At 61.4% G+C, this 21,731-nt stretch carries 13 protein-coding genes; 9 read left to right on the forward strand and 4 right to left on the reverse strand.

All coding sequences use genetic code 11. From position 1 onward, the window contains the following. Nucleotides 1-12 precede the first annotated feature (12 nt). From V5E97_RS32620 to V5E97_RS32635, 4 genes are all read left to right on the forward strand, one after another. Nucleotides 13-765, forward strand: a complete 753-nt coding sequence (locus V5E97_RS32620; RefSeq protein WP_406695716.1) for an SIMPL domain-containing protein — start codon at nucleotides 13-15, stop codon at nucleotides 763-765. A 454-nt stretch (nucleotides 766-1,219) separates the two neighbouring features. Beyond that, complete coding sequence (locus V5E97_RS32625; protein ID WP_406695717.1) at nucleotides 1,220-2,695, forward strand: oligosaccharide flippase family protein; 1,476 nt, start codon at nucleotides 1,220-1,222, stop codon at nucleotides 2,693-2,695. A 114-nt stretch (nucleotides 2,696-2,809) separates the two neighbouring features. Next, the gene (locus tag V5E97_RS32630; protein WP_406695718.1) at nucleotides 2,810-4,117 is read left to right on the forward strand and encodes a glycosyltransferase family 4 protein; all 1,308 of its coding nucleotides are present in this window, start codon (nucleotides 2,810-2,812) and stop codon (nucleotides 4,115-4,117) included. Further along, nucleotides 4,117-6,639, forward strand: coding sequence for a hypothetical protein (locus tag V5E97_RS32635; RefSeq protein WP_406695719.1), 2,523 nt, complete (start codon nucleotides 4,117-4,119; stop codon nucleotides 6,637-6,639). Before V5E97_RS32630 ends, V5E97_RS32635 begins: the two co-directional genes overlap by 1 nt. A gap of 14 nt (nucleotides 6,640-6,653) precedes the next feature. Here V5E97_RS32635 and V5E97_RS32640 read toward each other — a convergent pair whose 3' ends face one another. From V5E97_RS32640 to V5E97_RS32655, 4 genes are all read right to left on the reverse strand, one after another. After that, the gene (locus V5E97_RS32640; RefSeq protein WP_406695720.1) at nucleotides 6,654-8,873 is read right to left on the reverse strand and encodes a glutamine amidotransferase; all 2,220 of its coding nucleotides are present in this window, start codon (nucleotides 8,871-8,873) and stop codon (nucleotides 6,654-6,656) included. 64 nt (nucleotides 8,874-8,937) lie between these two features. Continuing rightward, nucleotides 8,938-11,127, reverse strand: a complete 2,190-nt coding sequence (locus V5E97_RS32645; RefSeq protein ID WP_406695721.1) for a BatA domain-containing protein — start codon at nucleotides 11,125-11,127, stop codon at nucleotides 8,938-8,940. Nucleotides 11,128-11,246: 119 nt separating this feature from the next. Continuing rightward, the gene (locus tag V5E97_RS32650; RefSeq protein WP_406695722.1) at nucleotides 11,247-12,146 is read right to left on the reverse strand and encodes a DUF58 domain-containing protein; all 900 of its coding nucleotides are present in this window, start codon (nucleotides 12,144-12,146) and stop codon (nucleotides 11,247-11,249) included. A gap of 75 nt (nucleotides 12,147-12,221) precedes the next feature. After that, nucleotides 12,222-13,256: an AAA family ATPase gene (locus tag V5E97_RS32655; RefSeq protein ID WP_406695723.1), complete on the reverse strand. Its 1,035-nt coding sequence runs from the start codon at nucleotides 13,254-13,256 to the stop codon at nucleotides 12,222-12,224. A 1,585-nt stretch (nucleotides 13,257-14,841) separates the two neighbouring features. On the opposite strand from V5E97_RS32655, the gene V5E97_RS32660 reads away from it, so the two are divergent. The 5 genes from V5E97_RS32660 (at nucleotide 14,842) to V5E97_RS32680 (ending at nucleotide 21,541) form a co-directional block, all read left to right on the forward strand. Next, nucleotides 14,842-16,836 (forward strand): flagellar basal body P-ring protein FlgI, encoded by a 1,995-nt coding sequence (locus V5E97_RS32660; protein WP_406695724.1) that lies wholly within the window; start codon nucleotides 14,842-14,844, stop codon nucleotides 16,834-16,836. 581 nt (nucleotides 16,837-17,417) lie between these two features. Continuing rightward, a complete protein-coding gene (locus V5E97_RS32665; RefSeq protein ID WP_015246121.1) occupies nucleotides 17,418-17,993 on the forward strand; it encodes a helix-turn-helix domain-containing protein in 576 nt (191 codons plus the stop codon). A 275-nt stretch (nucleotides 17,994-18,268) separates the two neighbouring features. Next, nucleotides 18,269-19,849, forward strand: coding sequence for an ArnT family glycosyltransferase (locus V5E97_RS32670; RefSeq protein ID WP_406695725.1), 1,581 nt, complete (start codon nucleotides 18,269-18,271; stop codon nucleotides 19,847-19,849). A 77-nt stretch (nucleotides 19,850-19,926) separates the two neighbouring features. After that, complete coding sequence (moaC, locus tag V5E97_RS32675; RefSeq protein WP_406695726.1) at nucleotides 19,927-20,406, forward strand: cyclic pyranopterin monophosphate synthase MoaC; 480 nt, start codon at nucleotides 19,927-19,929, stop codon at nucleotides 20,404-20,406. Nucleotides 20,407-20,536: 130 nt separating this feature from the next. Further along, entirely contained in the window at nucleotides 20,537-21,541 is a 1,005-nt protein-coding gene (locus V5E97_RS32680; protein ID WP_406695727.1) for a polyprenyl synthetase family protein, read from the forward strand. Nucleotides 21,542-21,731 lie beyond the last annotated feature (190 nt).

Genomic DNA, 21,731 nt, shown 5'->3' on the forward strand with positions numbered 1-21,731 from the left:
CGGAGGCGGATCATGATGCGACTGAGCTTTACCTGCCTGGTAGCCTTGTCAGCCTTGGCGGTTTATTCGTCGCCCAGTGTAGCGGAGGAACGCGTGGAAAAGCCGACGATCTCGGTCAGCGGGACCGGTAAGCTCTCCGCGGTTCCGGACATCGCCGAAATCCAGGTTGGGGTGCGGTCGCAGGCACCGACCGCGCAGGCCGCCTTGGCCGCGAATAGCGACGCGATGAATGCGATGCACGCGATTCTGAAGCAGAGCGGGGTCGAGACCAAAGATATCCAGACGACCCAGATCCAGGTGAGCCCCGAGTACTCTCAGCCCCCCAACCGCCCCAGGACGGTCAATGAAGCGGAGTTCATTCCGCGGATTGTGGGATACCGGGTCGATAACACCGTGCAAATTACCGCAAGGCAGATCCCGAAGCTGGGAGCGCTGCTCGACGCCCTCGTAATGGCAGGCGCCAATCAGATCCACGGGATTTCGTTCCGGATCGACAACCCCGAGAAACGTCTCGACGAGGTTCGTCGAAGCGCGATGGCCGACGCAAAGAGCAAAGCCACATTGCTGGCGGAAGAGGCGGGGGTCGCCCTCGGAGCACCGATCAAGATCATCGACGAACAAGGGGGACCGCGTCCGCCGACCCCGCTCTATGCGCCTCGTATGGAAATGATGGCGAGGGCCGTTGCACCGACGCCGATCGCCGCGGGCGAGCAAGAACTGAGTGTCACGGTGCACGTTGTCTATGAAATTAAGCCTGGCAAGTAGAGCAAGCTGGGTTGAGTTCGTTTAAGTTGTGGGCCCTGGTAAGCCGAATTTTCTTCGGATTGACACTGAACGACCGCGCCAATAGGATGCGGCCGCACCGGCGTCCCTCGCTCGGAGCGATCGGAAAGGGCGGCATTGCCATCACCCGAATTTGAGGACGCCACGCGGACGACTCAGAACCGAAACACCCTCGTTGATGGAACGATCTCCGTCTTGAATTCCGGTCCCTCTTCCGTTGCGTTGAGTGGACCGGAGTTTTGGCGGCAGGAGGGTGGGCCGAACGGTCATCATCAGTGACCGAAGGCCAAGCCACAGGGAAGTGCGACCGCGCATGGCCACCACGCTACCATCATCGCGACTCAAACCTCGTCTGCCCTCTGCTACGTCAACTCCTTCTCGCTTAGCGCCGAAACCCACTCCCGCACCGAGGCGGATCGCCTCGAATTTTGTTTTCATGAGCCTGGCGGAGATCATCTGCCGGGGGGCGTCGGTTGCCGTCACGCTCACGCTGGCAAAGCGGTTGGGCATGGCCGATTACGGGCGGGTGGGATTTGCCTTCGATATCGTCTTCTGGCTCGTCTTGTTGGTGCGAGACGCGTTCGAGGTGATCATCTCGAGGGAACTGGCCCGCCATCCTCGACTGGTTCGGCCGCTGGTCAATCATGTCCTGGCGCTCAGGGGAGTCCTGTCGCTCAGCCTGTTCGTGGGGCTCGTGTCGGTGAGTTCGCTCACGATCTCGACGGCCGCGGATCGGGCGATCCTCACGCTCTATGGTCTGCTACTGCTGACCACGGCCCTGGGGCTTGACTTCGTTTATCGAGGCACCGAACGAATGGGGCTGGTCGCCCTCTCGCTCTGTATTCGTACTCTGGTCTATGCGACCGGCGTCTGGGTGAGTGTGGGGGACGCGTCGCGAATTGTTTGGGTGCCGGCCTGGTTGGCGTTGGGTGAGGCGTGTGGTATCACCCTGGTCTGGATCTGTTACTCGCGACAGTACGGACTTCCCCGCCCAGTCCTCGGCTTCCGGTTCTTACGAGTCTTTCTCAAACGGGGCCGTTCTGTCTGCTTTATTCAGATTGCCCAGACAGTGATTAGCTCGGCCGACCTGATGGTGGTCGACCTGATGAGCCGCCGTTGGTCCGACGTGGGCCAGTACGGGGCTCCACACCGGATGATCACGGCGATCCTGACGTTTGGAATGATCTTTCAACAGGTCACTTTCCCGACGTTGGCTCGGTCGTGGCGGCAAACGACGGCCGCGGGGCGGGATGCGCTGAACGTGATGGTCAAGGTCTTGATGCTCGGCCTGATTCCGATCGCCGTCGGGGGCGCGGTTCTCTCGGGCCCATTGGTGCGGTTCATGCTCACGAAGGAGTATGCGGGGGCGGGTCTGCTGCTGGCCTTGGGGATTTGGCGGGCTCCCCTGCTGACCTTGGCCTATCTCTACCAGACGACCCTGATCGCGGTGAATCGTGAAGGGGCGGGAGTTCGGCTGCTGCTCTCAGGGGCGGCGGCCTCGGCACCCTTGATCGCTCTCTCCTGTTACCTTTTTGGCCTTCCGGGGGCAGCGGCGGCCGTCCTTTTCATTGGCCTGTCGTTGGTCCTCGCCGGCTATATGCTCTTGGCGAGAGAAGAGCGGCAGCCCGAATGGCATCATCATCTCGGGAGGCCGCTCGCGGCCTCTCTGGTGATGGTTCCCGTCTGCCTCACTCTGGCGAACTGGCATGTGCTAGCCGGCGTCGCGGGGGGGGCTTTGACCTATCTGGCGACCCTCTGGGCCATCGGAGGCCTTCGTCCAGATGAGCTGCGGGCGATCTTCTCGCGTGGAGAAGTACGGACGGCGCCTCGGCCGCACTCCCGAATGGCAGTCCCGAGGCGTCTCGAACCGGCGTCGGAAACCGACGAAGCCGAACTGGTATTTCCCCAATAAAGCTGGTACATCTTCGGACTCTCGTCGCAGCTCGATGCTCGCCGCTGGTCGGATCTCGTGCTTGACAGCGTCGAAAGTTGTGGCGAACAACGGACGAAGACAGGGAGGTCGCCGTTGAAGTTCTGCATGGTCACCACGTTCTTCGGCGCACACAGCTTTGGTGGTGACGCGGCTTACGTGGATCGCCTGACGCGCGCCCTTTGTCGACGTGGACACGAAGTCCATGTCTTCCATTGCGCCGACGCATTCAATGCGGTGCGAGGGGCTCACCCCTTGCGCTCGTACACTCCGCCGCCCGGGCTCCACATTCATCAGCTCGAAAGTGGTTATGGAGTCCTGTCGCCGCTGGCAACGCAAGTGACCGGCCGCCCTTATTTTAAGGCCGAGGCACTCAAGGCGCAGCTCGACGCCGTGGATACCGACGTCGTCCATTTTCACAATATTTCGCTAGTCGGCGGGCCGGGTATCCTTCACCTCGGCCGCCGTGCCGCGCGGATCATGACCGCTCACGAGCACTGGCTGATCTGCCCGATGCACTTGCTCTGGAAGAACGGCAAGAAGACGTGCGACGGCCCCGATTGTACTCGTTGTATGCTGGCGGGAGGCAGGCCTCCCCAGGCTTGGCGTTATACCGGAGCAATCGACCGTGGTCTTCGCGAGCTCGATGCGCTCATCTTCCCCAGCCGCCATGCGCTTGACGAGCATCGCAAGCGAGGAATCGGCGCCCCCCTCGTCCACCTGCCCTACTTCCTGCCCGACGACTGGTCGGCGGGCATCGAGGATGAAGAGCCTGAAGTCACCGAGCGGCCCTATCTGGCCGCCGCCGGGCGCCTTGTCCGCATGAAGGGGTTCCAACAACTGATCCCGTTGATGCGGTACTTGCCTCACGTCGACCTGCGGATTGCAGGGACGGGGCCCTACGAACAAACGCTCCGCAAGCTCGCCCGCGACCTGCCGAACGTTCACTTCGAGGGTCTGCTTGGCGGCCAAGGACTCGCCAGGTTGTTTCATGGAGCACGAGCGGTCGTTGTTCCTTCCCTCTTTCCCGAGACCTTCGGTTACGTGGTTCTCGAGGCCTATGCGGTTCGGACCCCGGTCGTGGTCCATACCGGTGGGGGAGCGCTCAATGAAACCGGGGTGCTCAGCGGCGGGGGACTGGGATACTCCAACGACGGCGAATTGCTCCAGGCGCTGAGGCGGATCGTCCACGACGACGATTTGCGCGAGGAACTGGCCGATCGCGGGTTCGCGATGCGTACCGGCGAGTGGTCCGAGACCGCGCATATGGACAAGTATTTCAGTTTGCTCCACGGGATCCAGACGGGCCGAGCCCTTTCACCCCCCCACCGGCCGCCGACGCATCGTGTTGAGACGCTAACTCTGGGCACGACTCCTGGGGATAAATGGAGCGCGCGGCGCTGATGTGGCGGAGACTAGGCGAACTTTTCGCCGGTCTCATCGTGCTGAGCCTGGCCCTGACCTGCTTCGCGCGCCTGGTGGCGGAGCCGTCGGGGTTGCTCGTTGATGGCGACCGCCCCAGCGTCGATCACGCCCAACGCGACGATTTCCGCCCAGTCGGCAATGACCTCACGTTTTTCTATCTGCCCCATTACACCCAACTGGCCGACCAGTTGGCGCGTTACGGCCGGGTTCCCCACTGGGATTCCTCTGGCTTCGCAGGTCGGCCGCTGGTCGGCAATCCCCAAGCGGGTCTGTTTTATCTGCCGCTCCGGCTGATCTGGAACTTGCGTACTCCGTCGGCCTTGGGGTGGTTGACCGTGGGGCACTTGCTCTGGGCGAGCCTGGGCCTTTTCCTGCTGATGCGGACCATGGGCGCAGGTGTTGCCGCCGCCACGGTGGCGGCAGGGTGCTTCCAGGCATCTCCCTACGTCTTGGCCCAGGTATTCGAGGGCCACTATCCCCACGTCTGGGCCGCGTCCTGGTACCCGTGGGCCTTCTGGGCGTTCGTGCAGTTTCGCAATCGGCGGTGGGCCCGAGCGTTGACGCTCGCTCCGATCCTCGCGATGGCTTTGCTAGCCGGGCATCCGCAGGAGTGGTTTTACCTCGTTTTCGTGCTGAGTGTCTGGACGCTCTGGGATGCGGTCCACGATGGGTTGGCTGGGGGGCCCAAAACGGCGTTCGCGAGGCTTAGCGGTTGGTCGTTTGTGATGGCCTTGAGCCTCGGCTTGGCAGGCGTGGAACTCATCCCCGCCATCACGGCCCAGACCTGGACGTTGCGGGGCAGTCACCTTTCGCTGGGCAACGTGAGCCGTTATCAGTTGCACGCGCTCAACCTTTTTCAGCTCTTGAGTCCCGGTGCCTTGGGGGAGCCGAACAACTACTTCGGCCATGATAATTACTGGGAAACCGTCCTCTCGATGGGGCTCATCCCGCTCGTCCTCGCCGTGGTCGCCGCAGCGCGACACCCCGACAGGCAGCTCATCCGCGGCTGGCTGGTTCTGATCGTTGGGGCATTGGTCTTCGCGGGGGGCCGGAAACTTGGCCTCTTTCCGTTGCTGTTCGAGTGCGTGCCGGGGATGAACCGGTTTCGCGTGCCATCTCGTTCGCTTTTTCTGGCCAGCCTGGGCACGGCGGCGATGGCCGGATTTGGCGTGGAGACGCTGGCGCTTCGCTCGTTCGGCGCCGAGGGTTGGCAATGGCTCGCCAGGCACTTTCGTCGCGTCGCTTTCGTGGTCGGGGCGATTCTCCTTGGGCTCTTGCCATTTTCGACCGCGCGAATTGAGCCGCGAACCCTCCCCGATCGTGCTCTTTCGTTGCGCGAGATTCGGACCTTGCTGAGGAGCCAGGGGGAGAGCCGCCCCGCGGCCCTGGCGGCGGATCAGATCGCGCGAAGCGGGACGTTCTGGTTCGCGTTTGTAGGAACCGTGGTCATTCTCGCTGTCGGACGTCGTGCTGCCAGCCACCGGCAGGGGTACGCCCTGTCTCTCGGGCTCCTGGGCCTGATCGAGCTTGGATTGTCCGGCCACGGTTTGCTCAAGGTTACCCCGCCCTCAAGGTTTCTTGGGCCCGACCCAATCAGTCAGGCGCTTCGAGCGGCTGTGCCACCCGTCGATGGTCCGTTTCGGATTCGGGCCCGTGACTCGCTCTATCAGGATTTGCGCGCGTCGTCGAACGGCTTCGAGAAAATCAACGTCAATGACTCGTTCCAGATCCAGCATGCGGCGGATCTCTATGAACCGCTTTACGCCTTGCTTTATGTGCCACCGGTCCCCGACCCGAATTCGCTGATGAGCGAGCTCATCGCAGAGCATCGTCAGGAGAATCGTCAGCGGATCCTGGATCGAATGAACGTCGCTTTCCTGGTCTCGGACCACATCGAGACTGACCCACACTGGCCGCTTGTCGTGACGGGCAGGTCTCAGGGCTCGACGTTTTCGATCCATCGAAATCCGACGGCAATGCCCCGCGCCTACGTGGTCCCTCGGGCTGAGCCGACCGCGGAAGACGTGGGCTCGGCGCTGGCTGGGTTCCGCGCGGTCGATCCTCGCGAGGCGGTGCTGCTGCCGTCTGATCCATTACCGGCAGGGCCGCGTCAGCCGTTTACCCCGGCCGTCTGGGGCTCGGCCGACCCCGATCGCGTTGTGATCCATGCGAAGACCGAAGCTCCGGGCCTGCTGGTGGTCGCCGATACCTGGATGCCGGGATGGCACGCCCAGGATAACGGCCGTTCCGTGGTGCTGCTGCGGGGAAACCACGCGCAACGTGTGGTCCCTCTGACCCGAGGGGGGCACCACGAGGTCATCTTGCGATACGAGGCCCCCGGTCTCAAGCGAGGCTCCGCCGTGACTCTGACCTCGGCCTCCGCATGGATTGCGGTCGCGGTCGCCACCCTGTTCTGGCAAGTTCGTTGCAGGGTCCGAACCCGGACCTCAGTCAACCGTCGAGCGAGAGAAGAGACCGAAACGTTCACGCCGTGCGGCTGAGGGGAGAGTGACTCTCAGACCCAGCCGTGGCGTTTGCGAAGCCACCACTCAAGTGTCAGGATCGCGGTGAAGAGCAGGAAGAAGGGCCAGTTGTCCCAGATCTTGTGCTCGATCTGAGTCATCGATTCGGTGGAGATCTTACCGTCGAGGCTCTTGAGGTATTTGGGTAACCCTTCCGAGGGGAGATACTGCCCCCCTGTGGTCTCGGCCATTTGCCGGAGCAAATCGAGGTCGGCGGCGGGATTCTCCATCTCTCGGTCGTCCTGATAGACGAGGAAACGGGAGCTGTCCCGGCCCACCTCCTGGCCGTTCCGTTTCGCGATGACGGTCACTCGATACAAGCCGGATTGGCCGATCACCGGATAGGAGCCTCGAGCCGCGTCCTTCTCGTTGTAGACCGGGACCGGCTCCTCCGTCTTTTTCGATCCCTCGACGGTGACCACGGCCTGATACGTAAGGTTGGGGATCGGCGCGTTTTTGGCGTCGCGTGCGGTGACCGAGAACCCCAAGGTTTCCCCCACCGAGAGCCGGCGCTGGTCGAGCGTCAGCTTGATCTTATCCTCTCCCTCGTCCTCTTTGTGCGAGAGCCAAAACGTCACCTGTCTCCAGAACCTTCGGTGAGCCGCTTGGCCTTGATCCGAGGCTCGGGGCCAGACCCACGTCTCGCCGCCGAAGGCGATCACCCGCCCTGCCCCGATGTCGCTGGCGATCATCAGCGGCTCCGCGTTCGTATCACCGGTCCTTGCGAGCACCATCGCGTTCGCTTTCGGTTCGCCGAAGCGATTGGTGCCGGTCAGCGGGGGGAGCGTCGCCCAGATTTGCTTGCTCTCTTCGCGGGTCGCACCGATCTGGAAGAGATAATTCTCGAGCCCTGAGGTTTGTGGATCGAATCGGACCCCGTCTTTGGGTTCCAACTGGCCGTCGTTGGGGCTGATCTTCACGGGCAGGATGTTAGCGACAGGGGTGTTGGCCCAGTTTCCCGAACCGAAGCTCGAGCGGCCACCGAGCATGATCAGCCCGGCGCCGTCTTTTTCCACGGCCATCGTGAGCAGGTGCTGCTGCTGTGTCGACAAGAAATTGGCGGGCACGTCGCTCAGAATATAAACATTGTATTTTCCTGGCGCAAAGACCGCGTCATCGAGCTCACCCACCCCGTTCTCGGCCGGTTTGCGGAGCACGACCACGTCCCCCTGAATGTCGGGTGAGGACGTCACGGCTCGGTTCCAGAACTTGTATTCCCAGGGGGAGGAGGGTCCCTGGACGAACAGGACGTTCAGGCCGCCGGAAAGGACGTTAATGAAGGTGCTCGACTCATTGTTTGTGGTGAGCAATTCCTGATCTTTGGGTTTGACCCGGAGCGTGAGCAGTTTTTCGCCCGGCGTCTGGGGGATATATTTTAAACCTTTGATCGGAATGACTTCGGTCCCCAGCGGAGCCTCGAGGGTCGTCTTGGCCACCGGCTTGTCATCGACCAGCATTTCGAGCTCGATCGGTTGCTTGGGGAAACCTCGAACGACGAGCGACCCTTTGATCTGGAGCTGGTTCTTGACGAAGACGGAGGAACCGGCGTCAAAGCCGCGGATCGAAATGTCTTTCGACGTTGGGCCGGCGCTCTCCGAACCGACTCCGACGGCGGTGATCTGGATTTGCTGACTGCGGAGCCGGCGTGCGGCGACGAGAGGATTCAACCCGGCGTTGTTCGAGGCATCGGAAAGAACGACGAGCGCGGCGACTTGCGTGCCGGCCTGGCGCTTGACGGCCTCGAGTAAGGCGCCGCCGAGCGCGGTCTCACGGCCGTTCGGTTCGGCGTTTTCATTTTCTTTTTCACCGCTCACTTCTTCGCGAAGCGTGGAGTTGAAGCGGTAAAACTTCACGTCGAGGTTCGGTCCGAGGTTCTTGGCCACGGGTCGGGCCAGGTCGAGTGCGGTCCGAGCGGCTTCCCAGCGGCTCTTGCCTCCGGCCTCATCCTTGAATTGCATGCTCTTCGAGTCGTCGAGCAAGAAGAGTACCGAGGCCGGCTGCTTCTTCTTCTCCTGGAGAATCACCGACGGCCTCAGGGCGGCCACCACGCAGAGCAAGACCGCGGCCAGACGTAGGCCCAACGCGAACCAACGCCACCTTCCCGTGGTGCCTCGCATCCGCTGTGCGTAGGCCCAGACGGTCAGGCCGGTCACGATCAGCGCGGCCATGGCGACCACGAACCAGGAACTGATCGGGTCGAAACTCACGCTCATCGTAACGACCTTCGGAGCGGCTCCGGTTGGTGAATTCGAGTCCTGTGCGGCGTGCTCATGACCATCACGCGGGCGCTCCCACGGCCCCTCGCGGAGCGCTCTCGCGGTGGAACTTGTTGGCCAGCAGGCTTTCGAGGGTGACGAGGATCAAGATCAGGCCCATGAGCCAGGGGAACATCTCGAACCCGACCCGACTCATCGTTACCTCTCGCTTCAGGCTCTCGGCGTCGGTTGCCAGATTGTAGCCCTTTTTGCCGAAGATCGCGTCGAAGTCACTGGCCTCCATTGGAGCGTAATTCATCTCGGAGAGTGGCGGATTGACGCTGAAACCCATCAGCGTTTTCTCCCCCTCGGAGTTAGAGGCGGTGACTGTCCACTGGCCGGTGGGCGGAGAGACGATCACGAGTGAGTCGACGGGCGGGTTGAGTCGCTCGGTGGTTTTGCCGTCCTCGCTCTGCATGACGTAGTTTTTGAACCGGCGGGTCGGATCGATCGGCAGGATCGCATCCTGTCCGACCTCGTAGTTCAACTGTTCGCTCGACGTTCCCGCCAGGTACGGAATCGTCTGCTTCATCAAGAGAAAGAACGACCAGTTTTCGCCGACCGGCAGCGCAAACTCATTCCAGGCGGTTTTCAAGCGGGAATCGGTCACTCGCGACAAGGGGGTGGTCCAGAGCAAGACCCGACCGTTCTTTTTCCCTTGGAATGACCGTTCGACGAGGGCAGGCGCCCCGTTGGAGTAGGCGAGCAGGGTTCGAGACCCCTTGGGAGGAGTGATTCCCCAGTAGTGATAGATCGGGATCTGCGAGAGCATCTCGCCGAGCTGCCGTGGATAGCTCCGGAAAAGGGGATGGGTCAGGTCGGAGATCTTTCCAAAACTGATTTCCTTGGGTGATTCCTTCTTGGTCAACGAACCGGGGATGAGCTGCGAGGCTTCCGGGAGGTTGTAGTTCTCGGGACTGGAGTATTCCCCCAGGCCGATCACCAGGCCGCCCCCTTCGCGAACGAACGCATTCAGGCGGCTCCATCCGGTCTCGCTGAGTTCCTTGACGTTCAGGAGGAACACGGCCGTATTGTTCTTGAGGGCGTCACCCGTCTGTGCTTCGAATTTCGCGGTTCGGATTGACTCCACCTGGCACGAACGAGGCGTACCGGTCGGGAGTGAACCAGGATCGGGGTCGAGGGCATCGGCCACGAACTGGGCGTCGTTCTCACGATCGGAGATGACCAGAACCTTCATGGCCGGTTGGACTTTGAAGGTAAAGAATCGGCTGTCATTAAATGACAAAGGGTCGGGCGCACCGCTGAGGCGGACGACCCCTTTATGGATCGGGATCGCCGGATCGAGTTTGGGGGTCATGAATATCAGTTCGGTCTCACCGTTGGCCGCCAGTGTGACCTGCTTTTGGTCCCGGAGTTTGCCGTCGAGATCGAACTGAACCATGCGCGAGGTGGCAGGCCCTTGAGAACGAATTTTGGCTCGAATCTCGACAGACTCTCCTTGTGTGGCCACGCTGACCGAGGGCGAGGCCTCGGTTACTGCCACGTCGTGGATGTCCTTGGGGGCCATCCGCACGATGTAGGTCGCAATTCCCGACTTGACCTTTTTGACCTTATCGAGTCCTTCGACTGCCCGGTCTCGGTCCCAGGAAGAACGGGCCATGTCTGTCAGTACGTAGACCTCGTGACGCGGTCGATCGCAGTCGGCGACCGAGGCGTAGGCCTGCCCGACCGCCAGATTCAGCGGACGATTGGCAGGTCGCAGAACGATTCCATCAACTCGCTTTCGCGCGGCGGCCGGCGAGAGCGGGGGCGGAGCGCCCGGTTCCGCCGAGTCGATCACGAAGACCTGACTCGAGTCGGGCATTTTCTTGAGGATATCGTTCGCCTGTTGCTTCGCGTCGTCCAGGAGCGACTTGTCTCTGGGCTTGTAGCCCATCGAAAGGCTGGTATCGAAGACGAGCCCGACGGCCGTCGGGACTTCCTGGTCGCCGCCAAGGGAGGTCTGTGAGAAGAGGCGAGGTCGTGCCAGTGCCAGCGCCATGAGCGCGAGCAGGGCCATCCGGGCGAGCAAGAGCAGCCAGTTTTTGATCTTCAGCGTCTTCCGGGACCGCTTTTGCCGTTCGCGGATCAGTCGGAGTGCGGGAAAGATCACGCGCTTGGGAGGTTGCTTCATGAACAGGTGCAGGATCACCGGAACGGCCGCCATCGCGGTCCCCGCGGCGAGCCCCGCGTGAATCAGGGAAATATCCATGTCGCTCCGTCCGGCTCTGAGTTTCGCGCGGTGTTCATGCTTCTCTCACAATTCTTCGGTGCCGCCGAGATGAACTCAACCGCCCGGAGTTGCGCAATCGCTTGGGTTCGCTCCCGGACTCAACCGCGCGACTGCCGACTGAGCAAGTAGCTCATCAAGGCTTTGTCGAAGGGCATTCCGGTATGGAGCGCCGTGTAGTCGATGCGGGCGTTCCGGCACTCCTTGCGATACTTTTCCTGGAACGAGGCGACCTCTTCGAGATAGTCGGCCCTGATCCCGTCGGCATCAACCAACAGGGTCTCATGGGTTTCATTGTCTTCGAGCTCGATCATGCCGTTGAAAGGGAAGAGCGCCTCGGCCTCATCAAGGATGTGAAAGATGATCACGTCGTGCCCTGCGAATCGGAGCCGGTGCAAGGCATGAAGGATGGGCTCGGGATCCCCCAGCAGATCACTGAAGATCATGACAAGGCTACGGTGGCGGATCATACTGGCGACCTGGTGCAGGCTCTTGGCGATCGCCGTTTCGCCGGCCGGCTGGAGCTTGGCGAGCAGGGAGAGGATGTTGCCGAGCTGCGACCGCTTACTCTTGGGAGGCAGGCTTTGGCGGACCTTTTCGTCGAAGGCGATGAGACCGACCGGATCCTGCTGGTGGATCATCAGGTAGCCGAGCGCGGCGGCCAGGCTGATTCCGTACTCAAATTTCGTGAGTTCCTGCCGGTAGGTGTAGCCCATGGAACCGGAGAGATCCATGACGAGGTAGCCCGTCAGGTTCGTTTCGGCCTGGAACTTCTTGACATAGAAGCGATCGGTCTTGGCGTAGACGTTCCAGTCGACGTCGGAAATGTTGTCGCCAGGGCTGTACTTGCGATGCTCCGAGAATTCGACCGAGAAGCCCTGGAACGGACTGGCGTGGAGGCCGGCGATGAACCCCTCGACGATGAATTTGGCACGGAGGTCGAGCCGCGCCACCTGGCGGATGACCTCGGGCTTCAAATACTTTTCGGCCGTGCTGGACACGGGGGGAAACCTCACTCTCAATGTTGCGGAGAAGCGAATCGAGGAAGGATTTCTGCCGGTCTCGGGGCCAGGCGCTCAGGAATTCATTCCTCTCCGCTCGTACTTGGGCACTTCGGGCTCCTTGACCTCGGCGATCAATTTCCGGATCAGCGATTCGGTTGTCTGGCCCTCGGCCTGGGCCTGGAAATTGGTACTGATTCGGTGCCGGAGGACCGGGATCGCGACGCGGCGAATGTCGTCGAGTGAAACGCTGAAACGGCCGTCCAGGGCCGCCATCGCCTTGCCCCCAAGGATGAGGTTTTGGCCGGCGCGAGGCCCAGCCCCAAAATCCACCAGGTCTTTGATGAACTGAGGCGACTTCTCATCTCCCGGACGCGTGGCGCGGACCAAGCGGGTGACGTACTCCACCGTATAGTCGGAGACCGGCACCGAGGTCACGAGCTTCTGGAGGTTGAGGATCGCCTTGCCCGAAAGGACTTTCTTGAGCTCGACCGACTCGCCCTTGGTCGTCGACGAGAGGATCCGCTTCTCCTCTTCCAAGGTCGGATAGCCAACCCGAATGTCGAACATGAACCGGTCGAGTTGCGCCTCGGGCAGTGGATAAGTTCCTTCCTGCTCGATTGGATTCTGAGTGGCGATGACAAAGAAGGGTTCAGGCAGATGAAGCGTTTCCTGGCCGACCGTCACTTCCCGTTCCTGCATCGCCTGCAACAGGGCGGCCTGGGTCTTCGGGGGAGTTCGGTTGATCTCGTCCGCCAGGATGATGTTCGAGAAAATCGGCCCGGGGACGAACCGGAACGCACGGCGTCCTGCTTCGGGCTCTTCCAGTACGTTGGTGCCGGTGATGTCCGATGGCATCAGGTCGGGCGTGAACTGGATTCGCTTGAATCCGACGTCGAGGATCTTGGCGATCGAGCTGACCATCAGGGTCTTCGCCAGGCCGGGAACGCCCACGAGTAGGACGTGGCCTCGAGTGAAGATTGCCGCCATGATCTGGTCAATGACGTCGCGCTGACCGATGACGACCTTGTTCAGTTCGGCCACCATCACATCGCGTGAATGGCGAAACTCATCAAGGAGGTGCGTGATCCGATCGCCGGAGGTGGACATACCAGTGGAGTGCCCTGGAGGATGGGTGTCGAACCCGCGGGGAAACACGCCGCCACGGAACTAAAGAGACAGGAGCAGCGCCGAGCGGGGGCCGTCTCCCACCTCAGGGCCACCGACGGTCATAAGACACGACTATTGTATTGCGGGGCGACCCTGTGATTCAAGTTAAACGACAACCGCTTCATGGCCCGGGATTGAGGGGTCGGCCGCGTTGGCGGAATCCCCCGCAAACTCGCTGACCACAGCGCCCGCCCCCACGTCGACCTGACTCTCGCGGTGCCTGAATCCTCAGGGCCAGCGCGGGTCGTCGGTCGTCAGCGACGAGATCACACGGGTTGAACCTTGCTTCAATCCGACCTGATCCTGTCGGAGCAGGTCGGATTCTCATGGCCGGAGAGGGCGACGGGATCAGGTTGGCTTTGCGAGAGTTCACTGTCGACAGAGGAAAGATTGGCTGCGAGTTCTTGGCCATAAAGCAGATGAAGTGAGCACGAAGGCGTGGAGAGTCGCTTCAGAGCTTCCTCCTTATCGATGTGCAGCGCGCGACAGAAATCGATGATTGCCCACTCGTCGTCGTTCAGTTCCTGAGAGACCTCCTGAAGCTCAAACCGGTTGGTCGACATAAGCCACCTCACTTCTCTCGTAGACACAACGAGCCGGATCGACGCCATCCGGCACTTGATGCCGATGGAGCGAACGTGCCCACTGGTTTGGGCACCTCCGCGCATGCGTCCACCCGAACCGTTTTGGGATGGGGTGACCTTTCACCCCATCCCAATGTTGGTGCGATTTTCGTGCCGGGATTTTCCGAGGGGGGAGAAATCAGGAGGGAGCGAGGGGAACAGGACAACAATCGGTCACTGGGTTCCCCTCAATCGGATGCGCCTTATCATCGTCAGCAGACGCCGCGTCGGGCGGCAATGCGTGCGAGCAGGCCCGCCGGCACTCGGATGATTTCTTCGGAATGAGACGGTGCGAGCTATCGGACACCTGGTGCAGTTAATGATTCGGAAGCCGGCGCATCAATACGGCGCCGAAGGTTTTCCAGCCAGAGTCTGAGGTCGTTCGAGGCCATGCTGCCCATCAGGCCCTGAAGGTGCCTGATGCGCTCTGTCAGTTCCCGAGTCTCTTGGACATTGGTCAGTGGAGCGTGTAACGCCTCGTAGGCGCATGTGGCGAGGTCTCGAACCTCTTCGGCCAACAAGTGGGGATCGCGAGCAATCGTGGGAGCGGCGTTCATCGGGCAAACTCGAAGGCTTCGGCCTGTGTTCCCTGGATTCCTCTCCAGAGCCAGGCCGACTCACCTTCGATTCTAACATGAGGACAAGCCCTAGCCCCATCCCGATCCTAACGAATTCATCAGGCTCAAGTGGGGAGTCGAGCGTGTTGTTCGCTTGTTGCTCCACTAATTCTTTGTCAAGGGGCCGGATTCAGACTTGACCCGATTTCTCAAAGATAATAAAGTTCGGCCGCCGTTAGCCTCACAAGGATGTGGAGCGGGCGGTCGCATGTTCAGGTCGTGGCTTGGTTCTCGAGTCGTGGCCGGGGGGTTCTCCCCAGATTGATGGGCAAGGAGGCTGGCCAAATGTGGCGAAATCACGCAAGGCGCAATAGGACCTGCTTGGCCCTATCGGCGATCGCGGCAGTGGCCCTCGTTGGGGCTGGCTCGCCGTTCAAGAAGCAGGAGAAGCCACCTAAGGTCGAAGAGACCGTCACCAACCTCGCTTCAATCTTTACCTCCACCCACAATAGCATGCGTCTTGAGGGGGTCGGTCTCGTTGTCGGGCTCGACAATACGGGATCGGAGCCTCCCCCCTCGTGGTATCGCGAGCGGCTTGTCGACGAGATGCGCAAAGCGGGGGTTGAGAACGCCGAGAAGCTGCTGGCCGACCCGAGAGTCTCGATCGTGATCGCTCGGCTGACGATACCGACCGGCTCTGCGAAGGGTGACCGCCTTGACGTCGAACTCGAACTCCCTCCCGCGTGTGGGACGACGAGCCTCGCCGGGGGGATGCTGCTCGAATGCCGACTCAAGGAAGTAGCGCTCGCTGGCGGCACGCCCAAAGAAGGGCAGGAACTTGCCCTGGCGAAGGGCCCGGTCATGATCGGAACCGATGCCAAGCCCGATGATCCCAAGGTGGGGCGGGTGCTGGGTGGTGCTCGGGTGAAGAAGGATTCGCCGTTTCGGCTCGAACTTAAAGAAAATCGCAAGAGTTTCAAGAGTGCGCAGCTGCTCCAGAATGTGGTCAACCATCGGTTCCACCAGACCGAGGGGGTCAAGCATAATGGAATGGCAACCGCTAAGACCGACAGCTTCCTGGAGCTTCGGGTCCCCAAAGTCTACAAGCATAACCAGAACCGCTATTTCCGCGTGATCAAGTTGTTACCGGTCGTCGATAGCCCGCAACTGACTCAGATGCGAATCGCGACCTGGGGCGAGGAATTGCTCGATCCGACCAAGGCTGGAGTCGCGGCGCTCAGACTCGAAGGGATCGGGATCACGGCCGTCGATACCCTCAAAAAGGGGCTGGCCAGCCCTAACGAGCAAGTCAAATTCTTTGCGGCCGAGGCGCTCGCTTACCTGAACGATGCTTCGGGAGCCGACGTGCTGGGCGAAAACGCGATCAAGAATGCGGATTTCCGCCCGTTCGCACTGGCGGCCCTTGCGGCCACCGACCAGTCGGCAGCCCGGATGAAACTGGTCAGCCTGATGGAAGTCCCCGAGATCCCCGTCCGCTACGGCGCGTTCAATGCGCTCCGGACGCTCGACGAGAGCGATCCGTTTCTGGGCCGGGTCCGGGTTCTTGAGGACCCCAGGGATGACGAAGACGAGATCGACGGCTCCCAGTCGATGTCGGTGGCGATCGCAAGAACCTCGAGTTCGTCCCGCACTCAACGGACCGACCCGTTCTCACTGTATGTCGTGGATAACGACGGCCCCCCACTGGTCCACCTCGCGAAGACCAAACGTTGTGAGATCGTGGTCTTCGGCCGTGGCCAACGACTGCTCACGCCCATCGTCTTGGGCAATGGCCCCATTCTCCTGAATGCCGCCGACGGCGACCACGCGTTGCAGATCAGCAAGATCGGCTCCGGTCGGCCGGGTGACGAGGATGCCAAGGTGCACGCCACGTTGGACATTGACGACGTGATTCGCCAGACGGCCAACCTCGGCGCGAAATACCCCGACATTGTCGCCATCCTCAAGGCAGCCGCCCTCCAGAGAAACATGCCAGGGCCGGTGGTCGTCGATGCCGTCCCCGTGCCGACGTCCGAGTACTTGCAGGCTGCGATCCTCGGCAAGGACACGACCAAGAAGGATGACGAGGTCAACAAGACCAGCGTGGAGGTGCCCCGTCGGCGATTCTTCGGCCTCTTCGGCAAGGCCGCCAAGAAGGACGCCGCCAAGGACGGGGACAAGACCACCGACAGTGTGAAGGACAAGGACGCCGCGAAGCCGGACGAGGCCAAGAGGGACGAACCGAAGCAGGACGAGCCCAAGTCGGACGAGGCGATCACCAAATCGAGCCAGGAGACGAGCGAGAAGCGCGGATTCTTCGATCGCCTCCGTCGTCGGTAAAATGGGAAGTCTAGACCGCAAATTGCCCTGAAAATCTTGCCCCGCCTACCATAAAATCTGCCCAAACTCCCCATGCTGTTCAGTCTCGAGATTCCTCGCAGATTGACTTTTCGCCAGGACTTGTTCGTTTAGTCGAGCTAGTCCTGGTCCATCCTAAAGTCACACGCCGATTTGCTCGAAAAATAGTCTTGACGGTCAGGTTCGCTACGGCAAGGAGGCGAGTGATTACCTCTTTGGTGGCCCTAGACCGGGCAACCCTTCGCGATCAGCGAGGAGTGTCTCGGATCTTGTCGATGGGCTTGGGTTGCCGACCCGAGTACCGCTTGCGATCTAAACGCTCGTTCACGACGTATTTAAAATATCGTGGATGACCGTTTCGGTAGCGAGTACGGCAGGGCACGGGAGCGGGGTCGGAGCGTTCATTACGATCGCCGTCTTTCGCGGCAGGTCTGTCCGTTAACGCGGGCTGGACTGACGCCGCCTAGCCGGGACTGTCACCGCGCCGACATTGGGTCAATCCGGAGGGGTGAGGCAACCTCCGAGGTCTCGCACCGAAAATTGGGCGAGTGGAGTCCTCGACGATGAAGAAAGTGTTTACAACCGGTCAGGTCGCGAAGATTTGCAAAGTCGCGCCTAGAACCGTTAGCAAGTGGTTCGATTCGGGCCGCTTGCGTGGATATCGTATTCCCGGCTCGCAAGACCGTCGAATCCCTCGCGAGCATCTGCTTCGGTTCCTCAAGGAGCATGGAATGCCCTTGGGAGATCTCGAAGCCGAGGTCTACCATAAGATCCTGGTCGTGGGCGCCGATGCCCCGATGCTGGGAAGCCTTCGCGAGCAGCTTCGCGAGGGGGACGACTTCCGGATCGAGACGGCGGCGTCGGGTTTCGAGGCAGGCATCCGTGCCGAGAGCTTCCACCCCGACTGCATCGTCATCGACCTGGCCGTCGGCCGGATCGAAGCGGGGCAGATTGCCCAGAACCTTCGCAAGAGCCCGGATCACATCTCGACGATTCTCGTTGCTCTGACCAGCGATGAGCCCAGCGAGGAACTCTACTCGCTCGGTTTCAACGATGCCTTCAAGAAACCGTTCGACGGTGCTCTGCTCGCCGAGCGAGTGCGTCGTCTGATTTCGCAGAAGAAGGCCGACGAGCCTTGAATCGCCCCCCCGTCGCGTCTGCTTGATCGATGATCGAGCCCGAGGTTCGTCCCGGCGTTGTGCCGGGCGAACCTCTGGCTCGATTTTTTTTGCGCCCTGCCTCGAGCGGGTGTGGGTGCTGGGTCGCTCCGTTCACGCTCATCGTTCATAATGACCCGGAAGTGGCGGGTCGAAGCTCGACCGGACTCGATTCTTTCCCCTCGATAGGTGAACCCTTCCCGGTGATATCCGAACATGGTCGTCCGGCAGGTTTTTGGAGCGTCGGACGTCTCGCCGTGGTTGCGGCGGTTGGGGCGGCTCTCGCCGTTGTGCTCACACTGGGCGACCCTGGGGTGACGATTGACGAACCGCTCGACGTTCGACCCGGGCGGACCTACGTCGCGAGCTTGCAGGCGAATGGTTGGCGGTTCTTTTCACCGAGGGTGGTCGATGCCGTCTTCCGCGACAATGCCGAACACCCACCGCTCGGACGTTGGCTCCTTGGGATCGCCTCGACTTTAGGCGCACCGTTGGAAATCGTGCTGATGGGGGGACCCGACCCGATCGGGCTCTATCTGCACGCCGCCCGGCTCGCCCCGGCATTGGCGTTTGCGCTGCTGGTTGGTCTGGTCGTCCACTCGGCGGGACGTCGGTACGGTCGGGTCGCCGGCTTGGCGGCCGGCTTCGCCCTGGTCATGATGCCTCGTGTGTTCGCCCACGCCCATCTGGGTGCGCTCGATACCTTTATTTGCCTCTTCTGGGTCAATGCATTGCTGCGGGCCGAGCGGAGCCTTGAGCACCCTCGGGCCCCCCTCGCCATGGCAGGGGCCGGGCTTGGCTTCGGGCTGGCACTTCTGACCAAGATCCATGCCTGGTTCTTGCCCCCGATCTTGCTTGTCTGGGCTTTGAGCCGGATCAAGCTCACCAGGGCGCTGGGATTGCTGATGATCTGGGGAGGGAGCGGTCTGGCCTTGTTCGTGCTGGGATGGCCCTGGCTCTGGTACGACTCGTTCGATCGAATTCGGGCCTACTGGGGAACGGGGGTGGAGCGTGCGTCGCTTCGCGTCCTCTACTTCGGCCAGGTCTATCTCGATCGGGACGTCCCCTGGCATTACCCCTGGTTCTACTTCGCGGTCACGGTGCCGATTGGCCTGCATGCGTTCGGGTTGCTGGGGCTGGCTCACGGGTGGCGGCATCGTCGGATCGATCCCTTTCCGCTCCTTCTGGCCGGTTCGATCAGCTTTTTCCTCCTTTTGTTCAGTACCCGGATCCCGGTCTACGATGGCGAGCGCCTTTTCTTGCTCGTCTTTCCCCTCTGGGCGATTCTGATTGGACGAGCCTTTTCGCTCGCCTGGCATCGCCGCTCCGCCCACCAGGCCTGGTGCCGTGTCTTCCTCGGCCTGGTCCTCCTGGCCCAAGGGTTTGGGGTGATGACCACTCACCCGTTCGGCCTGAGCTACTATAATGCCCTGGTCGGTGGACTCCCGGGCGCTGAGCAGTTGGGACTGGAGCTGACCTACTGGAACGACGCCGTCGACCGTGTCTTGCTGGACCGCTTGGTGCGGGAGGCTGCACCTGACGCCTCCGCCGCGCTCGCTCCCACGCTCTATCCAGGCCAGGGGATCGCTTCGACCACGCGAGCCATGGGCCAGCGACCCGTCCTCCTCAGGGACGAGGACACGGCCCTGAACGCCGAGTGGATCGTCGTCTCTCGAAGAACCGCTTACTGGCGCCCCGAGCTTCGTGCGCGGCTCAGCCAAGGCCGCCAGGTCTTGGCGCGGACCAGACAAGGGGTTTGGCTCTCCGCTCTCTGGCAGCTTCCCCCCCCTGCCCCGACTCCCCGATCCGCACCCACCCCATCCCGATCGCGACCTTGATTCAGGATTGTGCCTAGCCATCCCGGAGACGATTTGTAAAATACGTTCAGAACGAATTGAAACAAGGAGCCGCAGGTATGTCGGGGCTGACCCATTTCGACGACTCGGGAGCGAGTCGGATGGTGGACGTCTCGGAGAAAGAGGCGACCCAACGACTGGCACGCGCAAGCGGGCTGGTCCGAATGCGGCCAGAGACGCTCCGCTTGATTCTCGACCGCGGGATGGCCAAGGGGGATGTTCGGGAAGTCGCCCGGTTGGCCGGAATCATGGCCGCGAAGCGCACCGGAGATTTGATCCCGCTTTGTCACCCACTCGGACTGGATAGCATCCAGCTCGAGTTCACCGCGATCGATCAGGCGACTCTTCGCATCGAAGCCACGGTGAAGGTCTGTGCGCGAACGGGCGTCGAGATGGAAGCGTTGACAGCGGTGAGTGTTGCGGCACTTACCGTCTACGACATGTGCAAGGCCGTCGATCGCGAGATGGTGATCGACTCGGTCCGCTTGGAGGAGAAGTCCGGCGGTCGTCGCGGCCATTTTCGGCGCGAGGCAACTTGAGACCGGTTAAGGCAGCAGGATGGGTTCGGTTCTTACGAGAGTTCGAGTGTGGATCGAACCTCAAGGCTCGGCGAATCTTCCTTGCTTTCGCTTGAGATGAAACGCTCGTTGTGTCATTGGGAGCCGCGGGATGTCGTCGCAATCACTGATGAAGCCTGAGGAAGCGAACGGGAAACTAGCGGCTGTCTATGCGCCGATCGTCGACCAGTTGGCCGAATCCGAGCGAGTTTTCGAAGCCGAGCTTGGCAGCAAATTCCCGTTCGTGCAACAACTCGTCGATCACTGCGCAGACTACCGCGGGAAGCGACTCCGGCCGGCCCTGGTCCTGCTCTCGGCGCGTGCGTCCGGCACGATCAACGGGTCTCACCCGGTCCTCGCGGCCGTGGTCGAGATGATCCATACCGCCACCCTGGTCCATGACGATATCCTCGACGAGGCCCTGGTTCGGCGGCACGCGGCCACAGTCAATGCCGAGTGGGGCAACGAACCGGCTGTTCTCCTGGGTGACTACCTTTTCACGCACGCCTTCCACCTTGCCGCCTCGCTCGACTCGACCTTGGCCTGCCGTTGGATCGGCCATGCGACGAACCTGGTCTGCGAAGGGGAAATGCAGCAGGTTCACCACCGGGGAAATCTCGACCTCGATGAAGATGCTTATTTTTCGATCATTCAAGGAAAGACCGCCGAGTTGACCGCGGTCTCTTGCCGGCTCGGAGCCCACTACGCAGGGGCCCCCAACTCCGTGGTCCAGTCCATGGAAAACTACGGTCGGGACCTTGGAATCGCGTTTCAAATCGCCGATGACGTCCTGGATCTCTGGGGTGAAGAGCGAAATACCGGTAAGAGCCTGGGCACCGACCTCAAGAAGCAAAAGCTCACGCTCCCCCTCATCCGATTCCTCGCCACCGCCCCTCCCTCCACCGCCTCCGCCGTCAGGCGCCTACTCGCCGAATCCGAACCCGATCGACGGAGTCTGCGGGATTATCTTGATTCTTCCGACGCCTTGGAGTATTCCTGGAATCGTGCCAAGGAACACGCCGAACGCGCCCACTCGGCTCTCGAAGGTCTTGCCGATTCGAGTGCGAAGACGGTGCTGCGAAGTCTGACCCATTACGTCGTTCGCCGAAGTTCGTAACCGAAGCTGGAGCGCCTCACCCATCGGCGTTCCCCACGCCCAGACGTATGAATGTCTCGGCACCTGATGCGCTGCGCCGCTTCGGTGTCGACCTCTCGAATCATCATTCCCGATTCTCCTGATTCGGCTGCGCCCCTTCTGGTCTCGTGTGAGGGAATACAGACGCAAGGATATTGTGCGTTTATCACAC

Source organism: Singulisphaera photorubra (assembly GCF_045290345.1).
In the GTDB taxonomy this organism is placed as follows: domain Bacteria; phylum Planctomycetota; class Planctomycetia; order Isosphaerales; family Isosphaeraceae; genus Singulisphaera.